At 51.2% G+C, this 18,597-nt stretch carries 21 protein-coding genes and 1 tRNA gene; 16 read left to right on the top strand and 6 right to left on the bottom strand.

The window, feature by feature from the left end; all coding sequences use genetic code 11:
- Window positions 1-4 precede the first annotated feature (4 nt).
- From ACRQV7_RS13455 to ACRQV7_RS13430, 6 genes are all read left to right on the top strand, one after another.
- A complete protein-coding gene (locus tag ACRQV7_RS13455; protein ID WP_444658562.1) occupies window positions 5-1,015 on the top strand; it encodes a sugar ABC transporter substrate-binding protein in 1,011 nt (336 codons plus the stop codon).
- Window positions 1,016-1,148: 133 nt separating this feature from the next.
- The gene (locus tag ACRQV7_RS13450) at window positions 1,149-2,867 is read left to right on the top strand and encodes a methyl-accepting chemotaxis protein (protein ID WP_444658560.1); all 1,719 of its coding nucleotides are present in this window, start codon (window positions 1,149-1,151) and stop codon (window positions 2,865-2,867) included.
- 506 nt (window positions 2,868-3,373) lie between these two features.
- Window positions 3,374-3,450 (top strand) — tRNA-Met (locus ACRQV7_RS13445).
- 352 nt (window positions 3,451-3,802) lie between these two features.
- Entirely contained in the window at window positions 3,803-4,486 is a 684-nt protein-coding gene (locus ACRQV7_RS13440) for a hypothetical protein (protein WP_444658559.1), read from the top strand.
- 16 nt (window positions 4,487-4,502) lie between these two features.
- Entirely contained in the window at window positions 4,503-4,877 is a 375-nt protein-coding gene (locus ACRQV7_RS13435; protein ID WP_444658558.1) for a hypothetical protein, read from the top strand.
- 12 nt (window positions 4,878-4,889) lie between these two features.
- On the top strand, window positions 4,890-6,077 hold the full coding sequence (locus ACRQV7_RS13430) for an antirestriction protein ArdA (RefSeq protein WP_444658557.1): 1,188 nt from the start codon (window positions 4,890-4,892) through the stop codon (window positions 6,075-6,077).
- A gap of 25 nt (window positions 6,078-6,102) precedes the next feature.
- On the opposite strand, the gene ACRQV7_RS13425 is transcribed toward ACRQV7_RS13430, so the two are convergent.
- Together ACRQV7_RS13425 and ACRQV7_RS13420 are read right to left on the bottom strand one after the other, a co-directional pair.
- Complete coding sequence (locus ACRQV7_RS13425; RefSeq protein WP_444658555.1) at window positions 6,103-6,276, bottom strand: hypothetical protein; 174 nt, start codon at window positions 6,274-6,276, stop codon at window positions 6,103-6,105.
- 55 nt (window positions 6,277-6,331) lie between these two features.
- Window positions 6,332-7,093, bottom strand: coding sequence for an MBL fold metallo-hydrolase (locus ACRQV7_RS13420; protein ID WP_444658553.1), 762 nt, complete (start codon window positions 7,091-7,093; stop codon window positions 6,332-6,334).
- Between the two features lie 151 nt (window positions 7,094-7,244).
- Here ACRQV7_RS13420 and ACRQV7_RS13415 point away from each other — a divergent pair, with 151 nt between their 5' ends.
- Window positions 7,245-7,967, top strand: a complete 723-nt coding sequence (locus ACRQV7_RS13415; protein ID WP_444658552.1) for an LPD28 domain-containing protein — start codon at window positions 7,245-7,247, stop codon at window positions 7,965-7,967.
- A gap of 104 nt (window positions 7,968-8,071) precedes the next feature.
- On the opposite strand, the gene ACRQV7_RS13410 is transcribed toward ACRQV7_RS13415, so the two are convergent.
- Genes ACRQV7_RS13410 through ACRQV7_RS13400 form a run of 3 tightly spaced genes read right to left on the bottom strand, consistent with a single transcriptional unit; the run spans window position 8,072 to window position 11,288 of the window.
- Window positions 8,072-9,091, bottom strand: coding sequence for a tyrosine-type recombinase/integrase (locus tag ACRQV7_RS13410; RefSeq protein ID WP_444658551.1), 1,020 nt, complete (start codon window positions 9,089-9,091; stop codon window positions 8,072-8,074).
- On the bottom strand, window positions 9,088-10,065 hold the full coding sequence (locus ACRQV7_RS13405; protein ID WP_444658549.1) for a tyrosine-type recombinase/integrase: 978 nt from the start codon (window positions 10,063-10,065) through the stop codon (window positions 9,088-9,090). Before ACRQV7_RS13405 ends, ACRQV7_RS13410 begins: the two co-directional genes overlap by 4 nt.
- Window positions 10,062-11,288 carry a tyrosine-type recombinase/integrase gene (locus ACRQV7_RS13400; protein ID WP_444658548.1) on the bottom strand — a complete coding sequence of 409 codons (1,227 nt, stop codon included), beginning with the start codon at window positions 11,286-11,288 and terminating at the stop codon, window positions 10,062-10,064. Before ACRQV7_RS13400 ends, ACRQV7_RS13405 begins: the two co-directional genes overlap by 4 nt.
- A 115-nt stretch (window positions 11,289-11,403) precedes the next feature.
- On the opposite strand from ACRQV7_RS13400, the gene ACRQV7_RS13395 reads away from it, so the two are divergent.
- The 4 genes from ACRQV7_RS13395 to ACRQV7_RS13380 are packed head-to-tail and all read left to right on the top strand — an operon-like array spanning window position 11,404 to window position 15,207.
- Entirely contained in the window at window positions 11,404-12,117 is a 714-nt protein-coding gene (locus ACRQV7_RS13395) for a hypothetical protein (RefSeq protein ID WP_444658546.1), read from the top strand.
- A gap of 2 nt (window positions 12,118-12,119) precedes the next feature.
- Window positions 12,120-13,103 (top strand): DUF4314 domain-containing protein, encoded by a 984-nt coding sequence (locus ACRQV7_RS13390; RefSeq protein WP_444658544.1) that lies wholly within the window; start codon window positions 12,120-12,122, stop codon window positions 13,101-13,103.
- Window positions 13,096-14,211, top strand: a complete 1,116-nt coding sequence (locus tag ACRQV7_RS13385; RefSeq protein ID WP_444658543.1) for an antirestriction protein ArdA — start codon at window positions 13,096-13,098, stop codon at window positions 14,209-14,211. The genes ACRQV7_RS13390 and ACRQV7_RS13385 overlap by 8 nt, the downstream gene beginning before the upstream one ends.
- Window positions 14,212-15,207 (top strand): hypothetical protein, encoded by a 996-nt coding sequence (locus ACRQV7_RS13380; protein ID WP_444658541.1) that lies wholly within the window; start codon window positions 14,212-14,214, stop codon window positions 15,205-15,207.
- A gap of 28 nt (window positions 15,208-15,235) precedes the next feature.
- Here ACRQV7_RS13380 and ACRQV7_RS13375 read toward each other — a convergent pair whose 3' ends face one another.
- Window positions 15,236-15,460: a helix-turn-helix domain-containing protein gene (locus ACRQV7_RS13375; RefSeq protein ID WP_040660386.1), complete on the bottom strand. Its 225-nt coding sequence runs from the start codon at window positions 15,458-15,460 to the stop codon at window positions 15,236-15,238.
- A 145-nt stretch (window positions 15,461-15,605) separates the two neighbouring features.
- Between ACRQV7_RS13375 and ACRQV7_RS13370 the strand changes: the two genes are divergently transcribed.
- The 5 genes from ACRQV7_RS13370 (at window position 15,606) to ACRQV7_RS13350 (ending at window position 18,587) form a co-directional block, all read left to right on the top strand.
- Window positions 15,606-15,827: a hypothetical protein gene (locus ACRQV7_RS13370; RefSeq protein WP_444658539.1), complete on the top strand. Its 222-nt coding sequence runs from the start codon at window positions 15,606-15,608 to the stop codon at window positions 15,825-15,827.
- A 337-nt stretch (window positions 15,828-16,164) separates the two neighbouring features.
- On the top strand, window positions 16,165-16,497 hold the full coding sequence (locus ACRQV7_RS13365) for a hypothetical protein (protein WP_444658537.1): 333 nt from the start codon (window positions 16,165-16,167) through the stop codon (window positions 16,495-16,497).
- An 8-nt stretch (window positions 16,498-16,505) separates the two neighbouring features.
- Window positions 16,506-17,360 (top strand): DNA adenine methylase, encoded by an 855-nt coding sequence (locus ACRQV7_RS13360; protein ID WP_444660291.1) that lies wholly within the window; start codon window positions 16,506-16,508, stop codon window positions 17,358-17,360.
- Window positions 17,357-17,866 carry a hypothetical protein gene (locus ACRQV7_RS13355; protein WP_444658536.1) on the top strand — a complete coding sequence of 170 codons (510 nt, stop codon included), beginning with the start codon at window positions 17,357-17,359 and terminating at the stop codon, window positions 17,864-17,866. Before ACRQV7_RS13360 ends, ACRQV7_RS13355 begins: the two co-directional genes overlap by 4 nt.
- Window positions 17,856-18,587, top strand: coding sequence for a DUF3849 domain-containing protein (locus tag ACRQV7_RS13350; RefSeq protein WP_444658535.1), 732 nt, complete (start codon window positions 17,856-17,858; stop codon window positions 18,585-18,587). The genes ACRQV7_RS13355 and ACRQV7_RS13350 overlap by 11 nt, the downstream gene beginning before the upstream one ends.
- Window positions 18,588-18,597: the final 10 nt, after the last annotated feature.

Below are 18,597 nucleotides of genomic sequence, written 5' to 3'. Positions count from 1 at the left end.
GACAATGAAGAAAAGATGGGCCGCCGTATTGTCCTGCGCAATGGCGTTCATGATGGTCGCGGCAGGATGCGGCACATCCCCCTCTGCAAGCACCCCGGCGGAAAATTCCGGCGCTGCGCCGGCAAGTACGGCTCCCGCGGCATCGGGATCCAAAGAAATCGGTATCGTGTTTACCGACCTGAACAATCCGGTTTTCGTCACGATGAAAGAGGCTATGGAAGCTAAAGCAAAAGAACTCGGCTACACCACCACTGTTCTTAACAGCCAGGACAACTCTGACACCGAACTCCAGAATGTGCAGAACTTAGTTTCCAAAAAGGTTGCGGCGATCTGCCTGCTGCCGAATGACGCCAATTCTGCCATAAACACCGTCAAAGTGGCGAACGACGCCAATATCCCGATCGTCGGCTTCAACCGTGTCATCGACACGAAGGATCAGTGCAAATTTGTGACCCAGGATGTTACCGACAATGTTACCGGCGCTGTTGACGCGGGTAAATATGCGGTGGAACTGCTCAAGGATGTCAAAGATCCTAAGATCGTTATCCTCAGGGGCACCTCGGGTGTTGATGCAGACAAGCAGAGGTATGAAGGCTTTATGCAGGGCATCAAGGGCAGCCCGCTTGAAAATGCAGTCGTTGCGCAGGTGAACGGTCAGTTTGACACCCAGACCGGGTTCTCCGTTATGCAGAACGTAATTCAGGCGCAGCCAAAAATCGATCTCGTCTACGCAGAAAACGATACGATGGCCCTGGGTGCTCTGCAGGCTCTGGAAGGCGCCAATAGAAAAGACGTTAAGATCATTGGATACGACGGCTCTACCGAATGCGTACAGAAAATAGTTGAGGGCAAAATTACCGCCACTGTCGCACAGAAGTTCAAGAGTCTGGGCACCACCGCTGTTGACTGGGCGGTAAAAGCCGCTGAGGGTAAGGCGAACGATGCTCCTCCGACCATTTCCATCGGCACCGAACTCGTTACGCCCGACAACGCGAAAGGCTATGTGTTCCAATAATTTCCTTGCACGGCATCCCAAGAATTCACCTGCAAAACTGGCACCGAAAAACGGTGCCAGTTTTCAATATTTTTTCTTTTTCAAGATATAAAGTTCAAATAATGGCGTTTAACGTTTGGAGATGCAGAGATCAATGTTAAAAAATATGAAAATAGGAAAGAGATTAATCCTGACCTTCACCGCAGCGGTACTGATCTCCGCGATATCCGGGATATCCGGTCTCATTGAAATGAACAGAATGGACAAAAGCTATGGAGAAGCGCTGACGATGTACGGCTTTTCCCAGGGTGATGTGGGGATTTTCAATACTGAGTTCAACAACAGTCAGACCGTTATCAGGGATGTCATCAACGCAGGCGATGAAAACAGGAGAAAGATGTCCCTGAATCAGATGGCAACGTCTATTGCCAAAACCAATATGTATTTTGCGGCCATAAAAGGCAGCATGGTCACCAGCGAAGAGCTTTATTATTATAATGATATCAAGGGAAATCTGGACAGTTTCAATCAGATTAAAGACCAGATTGTTTCCCTTGCCGATAAAAAGGATAAAACAGGCGCGGAGAAACTGCTTACGGATCAGTTGGGTCCCGTCGCGGAGAAGATCCAGGCGTCAACGGCCGCCCTTTTAACGGAAAAAAGCACGGCGGGAAAACAGATTTCGCAGGAGCTTGAGGAAGAAGGGTTCAGAACGAGTCTGCTGATGATCCTGATCATCCTGGGTTCTCTTGTCTTTTCCCTTCTGATCGCCCGCAGCACTTCCCGAAAGATCAGCAGACCGGTCAATGAAATGTCAGGTGCTTCTTTGAAGATGGCGAAGGGAAGCCTGGATGTCCGGGTAAACGGAAGCTCAATCAAGGAAATCAAACAGCTCGGCGATTCCATCAATCAGTCTGCGGAGTCGATTCGCGCATACATAGCGGATATAACCAACCTTCTTGATGAAGTGAAAGACGGGAATTTATGTGCGGATTCCAGTCTGGAATATATCGGAGATTACGCAGAACTGAAAAATGCCTATGAGGGCATCGTGTTTTCGCTGAACGACGCTCTGAGCCGGATCAACCGGGCTTCGGAGCAGGTTTCAACCGGAGCCGGCCGCGTCTCGCGCGGTTCGCAGATCCTTTCGCAGGGGGCCGCTCAGCAGGCGAGCTCCATTGAAGAACTTTCAGCCGCCGTTTCGGATATCTCGGAACACGCGGAAGATAATGCGTCCTATGCGGCGGAGGCCGGCAGTAAAGTCAGGAGCGTTCAGTCGGATTTGGAGCTGAGCGACAAAAGCATGGGTGAAATGGTCGCCGCGATGTCCCAGATCAACGGTTCCTCACTGGAGATTGGGAAGATCAATAAAACGATCGATGAGATTGCGTTTCAGACCAACATTTTGGCACTCAACGCAGCCGTCGAAGCGGCGCGGGCGGGATCGGCCGGAAAAGGCTTCGCCGTTGTGGCGGATGAAGTGAGAAATCTGGCCGGAAAGAGCGCCCAGGCGGCGAAAGATACAAGCAAGCTCATCGAGAATTCTCTGGAACAGGTGAGAAACGGTGCGAAAATCGCTGATGAAACTGCCGGTGCCCTTCGGAAGGTTGTCACCAGCACGCAGAGCGTTTTGGATGCGGTCGGTCGAATTTCCAAAGCGTCGGACCACCAGTCGGAGGCCATCAATCAGGTTCGGATGGGGTTGGATCAAATCACGGGTGTGGTTCAGACAAATTCTTCAACAGCTGCGGAGAGCGCCGCGGCCAGCCGGGAACTTTTTCTGCAGTCCCAAAATCTGAAAGAACTTGTTGACCGATTTAAGCTTAAACCATTAGATGAAGAATTAACAGCGGAAACGGAAGCCACATTATAGATACCGTTCCCGACAAAATGATCCCATTTGTGCAATTAGTCCCACAAGAGATTCGGGCGACTATCATCGCTAACTAAAAAAGCGCTGCGCAGCCCGAAAATACCAGTGGGGCACCGATTACAATCGGTCCACGCGGTCATGCCGGCCGCGTGGACCGACTGATAGAACCCATCACAGCCGAATCCTTTTTCCTGGGAATGTTTGTCATCGGCTCGGAGGGATCAGAAGAACTTTTCCTTTTATCCGTTCATATTTCAATGAAAATGACATATACTTGATAGGAATGTTTTGTTGGCCTATAAAAAGCTTAATGTAATTCAGGCACATGGGAGAAAACAAAGAATAGCTCCTTCTATGTGACCATGTGCCGATTGAGTTACACTTATCATATGAATAGCAACCTTTTATAAAAAGGTCTTGACATTCGCTATTTGGAATGGTATTATAGTTAAGCGCTCTAAACAAGGCATCACCGCTGAGTTTAGAGAAGATGCACAAATAGATATCGCGGAGTGGAGCAGTCCGGTAGCTCGTCGGGCTCATAACCCGAAGGTCGTAGGTTCAAATCCTGCCTCCGCAACCATATTGTGCAAGTAAAAAAGATAACTTGCCGGAAAGCCCAGAAACCGCAGCGGTTTCTGGGCTTTTTCGTGTCCGCTTTTTCAAGTGCAAAAAAAAGATAACTCTGGCTATTCTCCCCTGTTGGTAGGGACTTGAACTAAATTCTGTGCTCTTTTGCCCCTTCGCAGAGGCTGAAATCCGTAATGCAGCCCCATATTCGCAAAAATAATTTGTTAATTTTTTGTGTCTAAAAAGGTCTGTATCACAAAATGATACAGACCAAAACATAGTGACTATATTTTCATTGAGGCCGGTATTCAGAAATGGATACCGGCCTTTTTTACGTTCTGTGAGAAAACGACTGGAGGTACATTATGAAATCAACCGACAACACAATACAAGGCAAATACTTTCAGGAAGCGAGCATCCTTCTCGCACACGAGGGTTTCGATACGCACGCTGGTGATGGCGAGTTGCTCCCGGTTGCTTTTAAGGGCAGCCCACTCTGTCAGATTACCATGAACGGAGGCGTCCGGTATCGGTCTGAGGATGTTGACACGGAAGCCATGTCCGATGCTCTTGACAGGGTGACAAGTATTGCCGCTACTACTGCCGAATACATGAGGCTAATGGAAAACGCGCCTCCCCTGAATGCGTCAACCCTTGACGCGCCATATAAGCAGTTGCTGGATTTCAACGGATATGTCCTCGGCGGCATGGAGAGCAAGTATGGCGTCCAATTCACCACATGGCAATGGTCATATGACAGAGATGGCCTCGTTTACGGTCATTACTGCGACAGCAACTACGCTGCTGCAAAGAAGGACTTTGCCCTTCGCGCAGGACTTGTCCCAGAGGAAAAGCAATTCACGCCCGAGCAGCTCATCGAAATCTACCGATGCTGCGCTGATACGCTCAGCCAGGATTATGAGCTCACCTATGAACAGGAACAACGTATTGATGCAATCCAGACGAAGATCACGGAGATGGTGCCGGACTATGCCGAGCGGATGAAAACGGCTCTGGAGCAGGACGCTTCCCAGCAGCAGATGACGTGAAAGAACGAGGTGAATCATGACCAAACAAGAATTCGAGTATTGGCAGGCAATCACCGATGGCAGCGCCCACCGCTGGGTCGAGGACAGCATTACCCGACTCAATGGAAACGGTGCCTTGTACTACATAGGCGGCGAGGACGGTGTCTATATGAGACTGTCCCCGGTCGGCAAGTTGACAGTCGGCACATATGAGGGCGCATTTCCGCATATCGGCGAGGCAGTTTTCTCGTCCAAAATGGAGCGTCAATACGATGACATCAACGGTGCTTTTGAGGCGGCTTGTCAGATTGGCGGGAAGCAGTTCCTTGTGGATATGCTCTCACTGGATGCCGTACCGCAGATAGGGGTTCACGATGATGAACCCGGAATGACCTTTGAAAAGACGATGTAAGGAGGCACACATATGCAGTATCAAGCAGTTTTAAGCAATGCCCAGCACCCAGAATACGGCGTTCTTACCGTACCTTTCCCCATCCCGACGGAGCAGTACGATGAGATCATCGAAATGCTGGATGCGTTGGAGATTGGCGATCCATTAAAGCATGACTGTCGAGTTGATGAGATTTCCGACCACTGGCCGGTTCTCAAGAACACGGAAAGGACAGTAACCAATATTGATGAACTGGACTATCTCGCCAAACGGCTGGACAGCTTTGACAAGTATGAGAAAACGCAGTTTCAGGGCATGGCCTTCCGGCTGGATCTCCACGGTATCGACGAGTTCATCAATCTGAGCTTCTGCTGTCAGGAGGCCACGGTGGTCACGGATTTCAACGACCTGGAGACGCTGGGCCGCAGGCACTACCTGACCATGAACGGCGGCTGCGCTTCCACCGAGGAATTGAGCAAAGTGGACGGCGAGGCTGTTGTGGCACGGCAGCTCCTTGATCAGCAGGCCGGACGCGTCACGCCCTATGGCGTGGCTTATAATAACAATTTCGAGATGACGCAGCTCTATAACGGCCACAGTTTTCCGCAGTACCGCTATGAGGACTGCCTGATGGAGGTGGAGATGAGTTCACGCTATGCGCCTCCTGACAGCCCTGCTGCCTATCTCTACTTGCCTGTATCGCAGACGCAGATCGAGCGCACCATGCTCCGCGCCGGCATCAACAACTACGGGGATCTGTGCCTGCGCTTTCTGGAAAGCAGCCTGCCGGAGGAAATCGACGCGACGCTTAATTTTAAAAATGAAAACCTGTCCGCTCTTAACGAGATGTGCCGCGCTGCTGAGCAGCTAAGCCCTGCTGACCGCGAAAAGCTGGGCGCGGTTGTTTCATTTGCCAAACCGGAGCAGGCCGGTGAGATCGCAAATCTGGCGAAGAATCTGGAGCAGTTCGACTATGTCCCAAAGGTGCGCACGCCGGAGGAATACGGCAAGCACATGATCATGGAGTCTGGTCATTTTGAATACGACGAAAACCTTGTCGGGTATATCGACTTTGCCAGATACGGTGCCGAGCGGATGGAGCAGGAACAGGGGCAGTTCGTTGACCGAGGCTATGTGGCTTATCAGGGCACGCTCCGTTTGGACGAGCTGATGCAGGGCGACCCTGCCGAGAATATGGGGCCGCAGCTGAAGATGGAGTAATACGGGCAAAGAAACAGCCGAAGGATCAATCCTTCGGCTGTAAATGCATTTTTCGGGTTAAGCCATCGGCACTGGTGCGGTACTGCTCCGGCGAGATGGCTCCGTGTTCGAGAAAGCTCTTCAGCATGGCCATCTGACGGCGGTATAAGTCCACGTTGGTCAGCGGCGCTTGTTTTATGAATTTCAGATCATGATTCAAGGCGTATTTCCTTCCTTGGTAATCTGCTCGCAAAACGGAATTTGTAATGGGTAGATTACAGCCACACAGCCCAGTCATCATAATCAAAAGTGCCGCTCCCGTGATGCAATTTCCCTTCAGTGTCAAGCTGACGAAAGGCGTCACGCATACGAATGAGTATTTCAGGCTGTATATCCAGAGTATGATGTGCCGGAAAAATCCGTTTTGCCGACAGTGCGGCAATCTTTTCAAGGCTTTTCAGATAAGCTTTCGGGTCGGTTGACGGATAATACGCAAAAAGCGTGTCCTTGTAAACAAGATCTCCGGTAAAAAGATAACCGGTTTCAGCTTCCCAAAAGCACATATGACCGGGTGAATGCCCAGGCGTATGGAGTACCGTTACTGTTCTTCCACCAACATCTATCGTATCACCATCGTGAAGGAGGCGTGTTGGGTTTCCCTGAAAAAACTTATAGGTGCTGACATTGTATCCCTCCGGCAAATCACAGCGGTCAATGACCATTCCGCGAATCGTTTCCATATTTAACGGGAATTCGCCGTTCAGCCAATTCAGTTCTGCCTCATGTGCATAAAAATCAGGGAAGTATTTATGCCCACCGATATGATCCCAGTGAATGTGCGTCGCAACTGCCGTTACGGGCTTGTCTGTCAGCTTTTTGACCTCCGCTGAAATATCGCAGATGCCAAGCCCCGTGTCAATCAGTAATGCGCGGTCATCGCCTTCAAGGAGATAGCAATGCGTTTCTTCCCAATGGCGATATTCGCTTATAATATGTGTGCTGTCATCAATTTTTTCTATCGTAAACCATGGCTTCATTTCTAAGCACTCTTTTCTACTACCTTGGCAAATTCCGATTTATCTGTGACTTCAGTATAACATTTGTACCCGACCCGTGCAAGAATCAATAGCTATTGCCGCCACGCTGTGGTATGTTGTGTAGCTATAAAACACAAAGGAGATGAAACCCATGCGCGTAAACGCCTACGATGAAAGCTTCGAGTATATTGAGCTGTTCGGCAAGCCAGCGCTGCTCACCGAAAACCGCATTCAGACCGACACGATACCGAAAGGTTGGTACTGCTACGACCTCCGCGGCAGCGACACGAATCCCAGCGAGCCGGTGACGGTAGAAGTCAATGTCACCGTCAACCACGCCGGAACCATTTTGACCCACGAGCCGGTCACGATCCCAAAATCAGGCTACCGCTCCCTGAAAGGTCGATTGGACTTTCTCGGTGAGCGGTATTCCCTCAAAGAGTTCTGCGAGGTGCGCGGCATCAACTATCCCAATGATCCAAGAAAATATGCGCTTCGACCCGCTTCTGTATCAGAGGCGGGCCTTTTTTATGCCATGACGTCGGAGAAAGACGCGGAACTTGGCTGCATCGGCCATGTCCGCATGGACTTTGGCCATGGCGGCAAAGAATTTTGGCACACCTGGTGGCCCCGCGGCGACGAGACGTTAAACTCGCCGGAGTTTAAAGCAGAGCTGAATGGCGTGGTGGATGAATTTCGGAAAACCGTGTTGAAGGACCTGCCCTCCATGTCCAACTACTGCTACGACAACGGTTGGGAGTTAAGCAAGAATTCCGGTCAGTACGGCTATGTGGCGGAAACCGAGCATTACCGCTACTGCCTGCGCTGCAATCCCAAGCCCGGAGACTATCAGGCGTACCTGTTATGTGCTTAAGCACATAACAGGTAATATGTGACGGGTTTGTCCCGAGAGTGGAATGCGGCGGAAAGCCTTGAAAATAGGGATTTTGTCATAAGAACACCTCACATAATTTTTCGTTATTTCTTTTTCTTTTTAAGAAAATCCGGATATTCATTACCTTTAAGACTTTTCAGTTCTGCCTCGGTAAATTCCGGTATCTTCCTGTTGTGCAGGGTTTTGTTAAGTATGGCCTGGCTTACTGTGGCATAGATTTCTGTCGTCTGTATTGAGGCATGTCCCAAGAAGTCACGTATATAAACTAATTCAATGCCAGCCTCCAGCATATGAACAGCTTTGCTGTGCCTCATGCTATGAGGGGAATAAGCACTTTCGTGAAATAAATCCGGGCGCGCAGCTTTGCCCTTTGCAACGTATTTATGAATCACATTCCGGATACAGGCGGGCGTTATGGCTTCGCCTCTCTGGTTTTGAAATAATGGAGCCTCTTTATTTGCAGCGTCAGGCGCTTTCTCAGAAATATATTGCCGAAGCAGCTTTGCCGGCCTCTCCATCAACGGGACAATTCGATTTTTACCGCCTTTTCCATGTAAGAGGACATTGGTGGGTTTGGAAAAACGAATGTCTCCAAGTCGTATTCCGCATAATTCTTGAGCTCGAGCGCCACTGTCATAAAGCAGGCTTAGCAAGACCAAATCTCTGCGTTCCAATGGCTTCAACGGATTTGGCATTTGAAGCAGAAACGCCAATTCTTCCACTGAAAAATATGAGAACACGCTGTGCGGAGCCTTCTTTGGCGGGATGCTCGCAATCGCTGCACAAATCTTGAGCGCAGGGATGCTGCGCTGCGAAGCATATTTGAAAAAGGACGAAATAGCGGAAAGCCTTTGGTTGCAAGTAGCAGGACCGCAATGCCGTTCGGTTTCGAGCCATGCAAGATAAGCAAAGATCATTTTGTCCGAAAAATGCTTATAGTCCAATAAGTACGGCTTTATATGGCGTTGCTCAGCCATGAATTCAAGCAGTAGTCTGAATGCGTCCTGGTAGGATGCAATTGTATTGGAACTATAATTTCGCACTTTGGGTAGATATTCTTCAATGTAAGTACCGAGATGTTGAGAAAATGCAGTCGTTTTCATGGCAGCACCTCCGGAAACACACTTCCCGCATATGCTTCGGACTGCTTCAGCAGAGCCGCATGGTATTCCGGCGTGAGCCGCAGATATTGCTCGGTTCCATAAATATTTGTGTGTCCCATGTAGGTTGAAAGAATCGGTATTGAATAGAACCGATCTATATTTTTCTCGTTCTGCAGTTGAAGGGTATGAACAGCAAATGTGTGTCGAAGGCAATGGACACAGACTCCGCGAGTGATTGCAACTCCTTGGTTCCGGTCAATTCCAGCTTGTTCGAGAACATGCCGCATCCACATATACGGCCTGAGTGTTGGATACGGGTTTCCATTGCGGCTGTGAAAGAAATAATCGTCAGGTTTTGGATCAGTGTGTGCGACCGTATAATAATCTCGACAGACAGAGCCCAGGGACCGACTCATTGGAACAAGCCGGTCCTTATTCCCCTTTGCGGCTCTAATGAGAAGAACATTTTCTTCCCAGTCGATATCTCTATTTTGCAGTGAGACTGCCTCTCCAACGCGCAAGCCGCACCCATATAGCATGCGCACCATTACCGGAAACCACAGCGGTGCGTCAGTAAGCGGGCTACGGCTGACAATGTTGTCGCTGGCTTCAAAAATACGTCGCAGTTCATCCTGGGTGAATATATGGGGCACATACAGGCTTCTGCCCCTGTGAGAAGGAGGAACATATGCAGGGTAGCCAAATCCATGTAGATATTCAGCAAACATACGATAAATAGACACATAATTTTTCTTTGTTCTTTCTTGTCCTTTTATGGATGCAATCCAAGTGTCAACACTTTGTGCTTCAATAATTTTCTGATTCAACCCCATGCCGAGAAAAACATCGTCAAGCGTTTTGAGAACATACGGCTCTTGCACCCCCTTTCCGCCTCCGGCAATTCTGTATTTCAGGAAGCTATTAATTCCTGAAGCGAAGATGCTTTCGTATGTATAAACAGGAGGCTTTCTCAAGACCGCACCCCCTTGCCCAGAAGTGTTGCGAAGTTGCCGGATGGCCGTGGGACTTCAAGCGCACAATCCCTTAACTGAGTAAAATCTATTTTCGTATAGTACTTGGTTGCATTCGGACTACTGTGCCCCAACGCTTTTTGTATGACAGGGTAGCTGACACCTTCATTTAGAAGAGCACTGGCAAAACTGGATCGTAGAGAATGTGTGCCTCGTTTCTTGCCTTCCGTATTGATATTTGCATCTTTCAGCAGTGTCCGGAGTTCGTAGTCTAAAGTCGTGTTCCGCAGCGGCAAGTGCGGTGCCCTATGACGCAGAAAAATTTGAGGAAGGTCGCTCTCGGGACGCACTTCGATATACTCATTTAAAGCAGCCTGCACATCTGGTAAAAGCGGGAGTGTTAAAGGAATGCCTGTTTTGCTTTGAACAATTGAAATAACCTGCTTTGCGTGGTCAATATTTGAGAATTCCAATGAACACACATCCGAATTTCGTAACCCTAATCTGGCACAGAGCAATAATGCGGCATATCTTCGTCTTCCGCTCCTTGTTGTTCGGTCAACTACGGCCAAAAACTTCTCGATTTCAGGCTTGCTGTAAACAGTTGGAACCGTTTTGTGTCGGCGAACCTTTGGCACAAAGCTGCTTAAATCCACCGGAATCCATCTCATATCTGCTGCATATGTCAGGAATTCTCGCATTGTACTCCTGAAGTGGGGTTTATCCACAGAATTTGCAAAGGCAGATGCGATATGGTCTATATTGACTTCCGTTAAGGTAAATATATTTTGCGATTCCAAATATGCAAAGAACATGGAGAGATTTTGTACTCTTGTTTTGATATCCGCTGGGTTCTTGAGCCGCCTGCGGATTTTTTCTTCAAACAAGGGTAGCATCCAGTCGAATTGTGTTGCCTTTAGAGAAACCGTCAGCAAATGCCGTAATCGCATTTCCTGTCCGTAGGCCACATCCGACAGCTTATGGAATGCGATCTCGTACTGCTCCATGAAGCGAGGTCCTTTAGTGGACAAAATCTTCTCTTGCTCATGTAAAAATTCTTTAATTAGCGCATCTGAATAAACCGTTTGCCCTTTACTGTGAGCATACTGGATCAAGCGTGAGTATGCTCTTTCGTGTCGAATTACTGTGCTCTCTGAGTTGCCCCGTTCCCGGAGTACCGCTAATACATTTTCAACTAACAATTCAAGTTGGCTGGTCTGATCCATTTTCTATAACCTCTTTCATTAAAGATACTTTGCTATATTCAGCAAGGTATCTTTAATTATTTAAGGAAAGATGACTTTAGACAAGCCATTGAAAAATATTATGTGAGGTGTTCTTATGACAAAATCCCTATTTTCAAGGCTTTCGGCCGCGTTCCATTCTCAGGACAAACCCGTCACATATTACCTGACCTGCTTTGATAAGCGCCAGCAGGAGCTGGACATGGCGCAGCAGGAGCCGCCAGTCATTGGCAGGGTCAGCTTTGCCAGCGGTGAAACGCTGGCCTACACCGATCCGGCCACCTTTTTGCAGGTCATCCGCGACGAGCTGCCATACAAGCCCACTTCCGGCTTTCGGTACGAGGTGCTGACGGACGATCCCACCGTCCGAAAAGGCGCAGACGATATTCTCTACGATCTGTTCGGCGAGGAAAACCCGCGTCCGCTGGAGGATTACGGCCTGACGCAGCGTGGCCACGAGGCGCTTAAAAACGCGGAGAATCCGAATCTGCCCCACAGCTACCGCTGGTTCGTGGTGGAGAACTTCGCCTGCGAGGGTGAAACTCGGCATGACACCGATTCCCTCACCGGGGCAATCGACCGCTTCAACGGCCTTGCCTGCGACAGCAAGCGTCTGTGCGTCACTAAGGATGACATCGCCACCGTCTATCTGGCAATCGCCCAGGACGGGAAAACGCATCTGGACGAGGGTTGGCGGGACAATCCCCGATTCGCCGCAGACAGCACCGTACAGGAAGCGGACGCGCGATTGCAGCTCAGCATCGCGGGGCTGGAGCCGTCCGGCCTGACTATGACAATGGGAGGAATGTAAACATGAAACTTCAAAAGGAATGGATCAATTTTCTGCGGGAGCAGTACCCGCATGGCAGCCGCATCCGCCTTCGGGAAATGAAAGACCCATACCACCCCATGGAGCCGGGGACGATGGGGACGCTGGACTGCATTGATGACGTCGGCACATTCCATGTGAAGTGGGACAACGGCAGCGGCCTTGGACTGGTCATCGGCGAGGACAGCTTCACCGTCCTGCCGCCCGAAACGCATCTCCTCAAGCTGTATATGCCCATGACCGTGGATTGTTACGAGAAAAATGAATGGGGCGACACCGAGGACGAGCCCACGGAGTTGGACAACCACACGGCGGCAGGCTATGCGGACCACATTGTCGCCGCGCTGATGCGGGAGCGGCTGTCCACCGAAACGGAACGCGGCCTCATGCACTATTACGATAAAAACGACAGCGTGGAGCAGAAGGTCAAGTCCTGTGATTTCACCGCCGAGGTGCGGAACGGCAGGCTCTGGGGCGTGGCGGAATGTCAGGTGACGGGCGAGCTGACGCCGAAGGAGCTGTACACGCTGAAGGAGTACATCTCCGGGCAGGCCAGTGACGGCTTCGGCGAGGGCTTTGAGCAAAGAGAAATCAAGATCGGCGACTGTGAGCTTTACGCCCATCTCTGGAGCGATGAGAACAACTGGAGCATCCAAACTGAACAGGAATGTTTCGCCCCCAAGCTGGCGAAGGGACTGCCGGAGCTGTGCTTCTCCACGCTGCCCGGTACCGGCGATCTCATCTGCATCAAGCGGGGCGAGAGCGGCTACTACAAAAGCGATTGGAGCACTGACAGCAGAGAGGGAAATCAGGAACTGGCCGACTACAACAACGAACGCCTCGGCGTGACGGCGGCCCAGCGACAGGCTATGGAGTGCGGCAGCATGGCTGGCTGGTCAGTCCCCGGCGCGGACCCGAAAGTCTATGAACCGGAAGGACCGAAGATGGGAGGAATGACGCTTGCGTAAGATTCTTAATGTGTACCTTGCCAGAGCCAACACGCCGTATAGCGAGGCGTATGCGGATCTGGATCTGCCCGCTTCGCCCTATGAGCTGCTGGACGCGCTGGACAAGCTGCGGCTGGACGAGGGCGAAGCGCCCTATCTGCAGATCAATGAATACTATGATTTTGAGGAATTGGCACCGCTGCTCTCCGGTGACGCCGGTCTCTACGAGCTCAACGCCCTGGCGCAGAAGCTCTCAGAGCTGGACGAGCGGCAACAGGTTTCCTTTAAGGGTCTTGTGCAGATGGAGGTCAATAAAAAGCAGGGGCTCATTCCCATGCCGCGGCTCATTGACCTCGCCTACAATACGGACTGCTGCCATGTGACAGATGTGCCGAACGATTCCCAACTCGGCAGATTCTACGCCGAGAACGGCTTTGTGCCGGAGGTGGAGCAGCTCCCGGACAAGGTGTTCGAGCTGCTGGATTTTGAAAAGATTGGACGGGAGGCCCGAATCGGCGAATGCGGTGTGTTCACTAAACAGGGCTATGTGGTACAGCATACGGAACTGAATGAGGCATTTCAGACCCTGGACCTGACGCTGAAGCAGCCCGATTATCAAATCCTGATGGAGTTGACAGACGGCGGTTTTCTGGAATTGCCGCAGACCGCACTGCCCGATACCCCGCCGCGCCGCTGTCTCGACTGTCGGATACCGCTGCTTTCGGGGGCGATGGACAGCGTAAAAGACGTTAAAATACTTAACAGATTCGCGGAGAAATTGTCTACTATGACCGGAAAAGAAATGCTCCGGTATAAGGCCGTTCTTACCGCAACGGAATGTGGCGACCTTCAAAGCGCCGTATCTTTGCTGGACAATCTGGATCACTATATGCTGGATACAAAAATCTCCAGCCCGGAGAGCGCGGCATTGGCGGAGCTGAATTTCATGGTAGACGGCAAGGATGTGGAACGGCTGCAACGGTATGTGAATCTGCCTGCGTACGGCAGGGATCTGCTGGAACATGATAATGCCGTGATTACCCCCTATGGACGTATGGATCGCGATGATTTTCAGCCCATGGCGGCGACCTTTCAGAAGCCCGCGCAGGGCGGAATGGAGATGCTGTAAATGAATTGTATGGAACGGCTGAACACGCTCCCTGCCACAGCGCAGGAAAAAGCATGGCTGGAGGAACGGCTTGCGACGCTTTCGGGAAAAGAATCTCTGGTTCTCAACGCCGCCATACTCAGATCGCCACCCGAATCCGCCACCGAAGCCATCAACCACCTGCTCCGCCTTGAAGATTATGAGGTGTGCTGCCCGGCCGGGAGTTATGAGGAACTCGGCCGGTTTTATTTGCGCAGCGAAACAACGCTTCCGGAAAGCCTCTATCCATTCACCGATCTGAACCAGCTTGGACGCAATTATGAGAATGCGCACTCCGGCCTGTTTGTCGGCAACGCTTATGTGTGCTATCCGACAGAAGAACCAGACTTCCACTATAACGGCTCCAACCTCGAATCCTGTGTGGATAATGATTGGAGCGTCAAGCTGAAGCTGGCATCACAGCACACTCCCGATGGTGTGTGGCTGCGGCTGCCGGATTACGAGGAATTGAACGACGGTAAGCCCGACGAGATACGGATTGCGCTGGATGCGCTGGGCGTAGAACATATCGATGAATGCACACTGCTGGAGGCAAAGTGTATCCTGCCCGAGATCAGGAATTTGACACAGCAGTATGACCGCATTTCCGATCTGGTCTATGACGGGCAAAACCTTGGATTTGTACTGGATGAGCGCGGCCAAGGAGTGCGCAATTTTTTGGAGCTGTACGCCGCTGCGCTGGAATATGAGGACTGCAGCAGGCTTTCGGCGGCACTTGACATCGCCGAAAACCTGAACCGCTATGATCTGGTACCGATGTCCGGACTTCGGGAATATGCCGAGAAAGACCTGAAAAGTCAAGGTATCTCCATCCCCGAACTTGCCCAAAGTACCTTCGGCTTTGAGGAATACGCCGTTGAACTTCTGGAAGAACGCGGCTTTTCCCTATCCCGTAACGGAAGCGGCTATATTTGCAAAGAACAATCGCAGCGGCTTTCAGAAATGTCTATGGAATAAAAAAACGTCCGTCGAAACGGACATTCTTTTATCTGATCTCCAACAGCTTTTCGATTGGCACATTCAACGCTTCCGAAATATCATATAGAATTGCAATACTGGGCGCGGCTGCGGCGGTTTCGACGCGCTGTATCTGGTTTCGGCTGTACCCGGTCATCTCGGCCAACTGGAGCTGCGTAAGCCCCTGTTCTTTCCGATAATGCAGGATGTTCAGACCAATCTGAATGTATTTCTTATAATGCTTATCGTCCATGGCGCACCTCCTATTAATAGTTTATCCAGAATTCACATGAAAAGCGTCAACCCCAATCGCGCAAATACTCGAACTGTGTTGCATTATGCCCGGATCAATGGTAAAATACCATTTGAAACGAGCAATTACGCGAGAGGTGATGTATATGCAGACCAATGACTTTGAACAGGCGTTCAGCGATTTTCTGGATCGCCGTGAATACGATCAAGCGGAAAACGCGCTGTTCGCCATGGTGCGCATCGCCTTTCTTGCCGGGTGGAAAGCGGCAGGCGGCGATCCGCCGCAGCCGCAGAAGATATTTCAGATCGTACACAAGAAGGACATCAGCGAGAGTGCCATTGAAACAGATATAAACCTGAAGAAATAATGACTGCTGCCGTTTCTCTAAGCGGCATCAATCCGAAGGAAGAGTAATTGAACCATGAAAACGTTGAGTGAATATCTTAATGCCATCTCCAAGCGTGGGGACCGTTACGGCAGAAATGGGGGCATCCTTGACCTGCTTCTCTGGTGTGATAAGCAAAATACGCAGCAGGTCACCATTGAGGAGGCTCACCAATTCTATGAAGACCCAGATTCACCATATCAGAAAACGCAGAAGTAAATAGTGTAATTACATAGCAGGGGCCGTTTTTCCGAAAGGGACAACGGCCCTGCTCTTTTTATGCCCTTTTTCGGAAAAGCGCGCCGGAAAAGGAGAAAAAATGCTAAAAAGTGAGCTCGCAGGGTACATGGAAATTTTTCATTGCGGTGAGCAATACGCGGCCGTCAGCCGGGAGCTTGAAATGGCGTTTGGCATTAAAGGAGCAGAATTGCGCGCACTTATCAATGCCTTGCGCAGGGACGGTGTTCCGATCTGCAGCAATGAAAAGGGTTATTTTTACGCGGAAACGGATGCGGAGCTGCTCCAGACTATCAGACACATGTCCAGTCGCATAGCCGGCATCAGCGGCGCGATCCGCGGGCTGAAAAAAGCGCGTACACGGTTCGATCCCGGTCAGATCTCCCTGCCCATGGGCGGAGGTGATGACCTATGAACAGTTTCATGAGCTGGATCGGCGGGAAAAAGGCCCTGCGCGACACGATCCTTCCCTTGTTCCCGCTGTACTATGAACGTTACATTGAGGTGTTCGGCGGCGGGGGCTGGATACTCTTCGCAAAGCCGCCCGGCAACGATTTCGAGGTCTACAACGACTTCAACGGCCTGCTCGTCAACCTCTATCGCTGTGTGCGGGACAAGCCGCGGGAGCTGATGGAAAAGCTCCAATACGTCCTAAATTCCCGAGAAGATTTTGAACTGGTCAGGGATAGCCTCGCCCGAGATAGCCCCGCGTCCGATGTGCAGAAGGCGGCGTGGTTTTACCAGCTTATCCGCTTTAGCTACGCCTCCAGTCTCGACAGCTTCGGCAGTCAGCCCCATGATATGCGGGCAAACTTCCCACTCATCGAGCAGGCACATCGGCGGCTGGCAAAGGTCGTGGTGGAAAATAAGGATTTCGAGAAGCTCATCCGGCAGTACGACCGCCCGGTGAGCTTCTTCTATTGCGATCCGCCCTATCACGCCACCGAAAGCTATTACAAAAATGTCGGAAAAGAAGGATTTACAGAAGAAGACCATGTTCGGCTTCGGGACGCGCTTCTCGGCATACAGGGCAAGTTCCTGCTCTCCTATAACGACGACGAGTTCATCCGCGAGTTGTATGACGCGCCTGAAATTCAGATCCTCTCCACCACCCGCATCAACAATATCAAGCAGAGATATGACCCCAACAGCCAGTTCGCGGAGCTGCTCATCGGCAATTACGACCTCGGGGAACGGGCCCGCTGCGAACCGAGTCAGATGACCCTTTTCGATTATGGGCAGAAAACAGAAAATGATTATACGGAGGATGCACTATGAAAAACACTCAGAACACCACGAAAAGAACTGATCTCAGCATGACCATTCCTTCTCCGATTCTGGAGGGTTCTGGCATCGCGGAGGCAAAATGCGCGGAGCTGCACCAGCTCCGGCACTGCGTCGCCGTCCTGCAGGGAAAAATGACCACCTATGAACTGATCGAAGCCATCGAATCAATCTCAGGACTGGCGGAGTCCCTGACGACGCACCTTGCCGACGTCTGCGGCATCTGCGGTGGCTGCGACGCCTGCAATGAGACGCTGGAGGGCGAACAGGAGATCAAGATCCCGCCCGAGCTGCTGGACGAGTTGAATATTCCCCGCAGCGCCAAGCTGGAGGCTTACGCCGACCCGGACGAGGGTCTGATCCTCGTAGGTCGCGCCAATTATGAGCATGACATCTCCGACTTCCCCGACGACCTGCTCGAGATGCTGGTAACGGCGGGCGTCTGCGTCTGCGAACTGGAGGAACATCTGATGGAGGACGATGTCATCTATGGTGAATAACACCGGTCTCTACCCCTACTCTCTCGAGGAAGCGCGGCGGCAGAAGGAAATAAAGCTGTGGCGGGAGAGCAGAAAAGCCAACGCCGACTGCCGCGCGGTCATCGAAGAAACCATCAGCCGTGACTTAAATGGCAAGAATCTGAATCCGGGATGCGTGCAGAGCGTGCTTGCCGAGTTCGGATATAAGCGCGTCAACTGGGTGCTGGCCACAACCCTGCTGGTCAATGGCGCTGACGGCCGCTATTCTCCGGAAAACATGGCATGGGCGCGGCGGACTCCTGTTCGGGATCTCGGCTGGGAGAAAAAGCCGGAGATTATCTGCGTGGATGTCCGCCCTGAACTTCTGAAACAGTTCGTCAATCAATACCGTGAAGCGGTTCAGGCCCTGGGCCTGCTCGATAGTACAAGCTGCGAGTCGGACACCGGTAAGCTGGATTTTACCGGCAAGGTGCTGGTACTCTCGCCGGATATTCTGAAGGAGGAATGCTGGAGACCGGAGGATCAGCTCTGGTATGCCCACGACGGTTTCGGCTGCAGGCCAAACGCCATTGGCCGTTCCGTCCGCTGCACCTGCCTTGGGAACGGAGAGGAAACCCGTTGGAACCGTCATGACTTTATCGGCGCACTCCGGGATGAATGTCTGCCGGATTGGGCGCGGGAAAGGCTGGCGGAGCTGACCGGGCAGACAGCGCCTGAGATCGGAGGAATGACCATGAACTAAGGAGGTGGAT

This window comes from Caproiciproducens lactatisolvens, assembly GCF_052443335.1.
In the GTDB taxonomy this organism is placed as follows: domain Bacteria; phylum Bacillota; class Clostridia; order Oscillospirales; family Acutalibacteraceae; genus Caproiciproducens.
This window is presented reverse-complemented; position numbering and strand designations above follow the sequence as displayed.

What these genes read in the sequence shown, in the direction of transcription:
- ACRQV7_RS13455 (WP_444658562.1), top strand. Translation starts at nt 5, where the DNA reads ATGAAGAAAAGATGGGCCGCCGTATTGTCCTGCGCAATGGCGTTCATG.
- ACRQV7_RS13450 (WP_444658560.1), top strand. Translation starts at nt 1,149, where the DNA reads ATGTTAAAAAATATGAAAATAGGAAAGAGATTAATCCTGACCTTCACC.
- ACRQV7_RS13440 (WP_444658559.1), top strand. Translation starts at nt 3,803, where the DNA reads ATGAAATCAACCGACAACACAATACAAGGCAAATACTTTCAGGAAGCG.
- ACRQV7_RS13435 (WP_444658558.1), top strand. Translation starts at nt 4,503, where the DNA reads ATGACCAAACAAGAATTCGAGTATTGGCAGGCAATCACCGATGGCAGC.
- ACRQV7_RS13430 (WP_444658557.1), top strand. Translation starts at nt 4,890, where the DNA reads ATGCAGTATCAAGCAGTTTTAAGCAATGCCCAGCACCCAGAATACGGC.
- ACRQV7_RS13420 (WP_444658553.1), bottom strand. Translation starts at nt 7,093, where the DNA reads ATGAAGCCATGGTTTACGATAGAAAAAATTGATGACAGCACACATATT.
- ACRQV7_RS13415 (WP_444658552.1), top strand. Translation starts at nt 7,245, where the DNA reads ATGCGCGTAAACGCCTACGATGAAAGCTTCGAGTATATTGAGCTGTTC.
- ACRQV7_RS13410 (WP_444658551.1), bottom strand. Translation starts at nt 9,091, where the DNA reads ATGAAAACGACTGCATTTTCTCAACATCTCGGTACTTACATTGAAGAA.
- ACRQV7_RS13400 (WP_444658548.1), bottom strand. Translation starts at nt 11,288, where the DNA reads ATGGATCAGACCAGCCAACTTGAATTGTTAGTTGAAAATGTATTAGCG.
- ACRQV7_RS13395 (WP_444658546.1), top strand. Translation starts at nt 11,404, where the DNA reads ATGACAAAATCCCTATTTTCAAGGCTTTCGGCCGCGTTCCATTCTCAG.
- ACRQV7_RS13390 (WP_444658544.1), top strand. Translation starts at nt 12,120, where the DNA reads ATGAAACTTCAAAAGGAATGGATCAATTTTCTGCGGGAGCAGTACCCG.
- ACRQV7_RS13380 (WP_444658541.1), top strand. Translation starts at nt 14,212, where the DNA reads ATGAATTGTATGGAACGGCTGAACACGCTCCCTGCCACAGCGCAGGAA.
- ACRQV7_RS13375 (WP_040660386.1), bottom strand. Translation starts at nt 15,460, where the DNA reads ATGGACGATAAGCATTATAAGAAATACATTCAGATTGGTCTGAACATC.
- ACRQV7_RS13370 (WP_444658539.1), top strand. Translation starts at nt 15,606, where the DNA reads ATGCAGACCAATGACTTTGAACAGGCGTTCAGCGATTTTCTGGATCGC.
- ACRQV7_RS13365 (WP_444658537.1), top strand. Translation starts at nt 16,165, where the DNA reads ATGCTAAAAAGTGAGCTCGCAGGGTACATGGAAATTTTTCATTGCGGT.
- ACRQV7_RS13360 (WP_444660291.1), top strand. Translation starts at nt 16,506, where the DNA reads ATGAGCTGGATCGGCGGGAAAAAGGCCCTGCGCGACACGATCCTTCCC.
- ACRQV7_RS13355 (WP_444658536.1), top strand. Translation starts at nt 17,357, where the DNA reads ATGAAAAACACTCAGAACACCACGAAAAGAACTGATCTCAGCATGACC.
- ACRQV7_RS13350 (WP_444658535.1), top strand. Translation starts at nt 17,856, where the DNA reads ATGGTGAATAACACCGGTCTCTACCCCTACTCTCTCGAGGAAGCGCGG.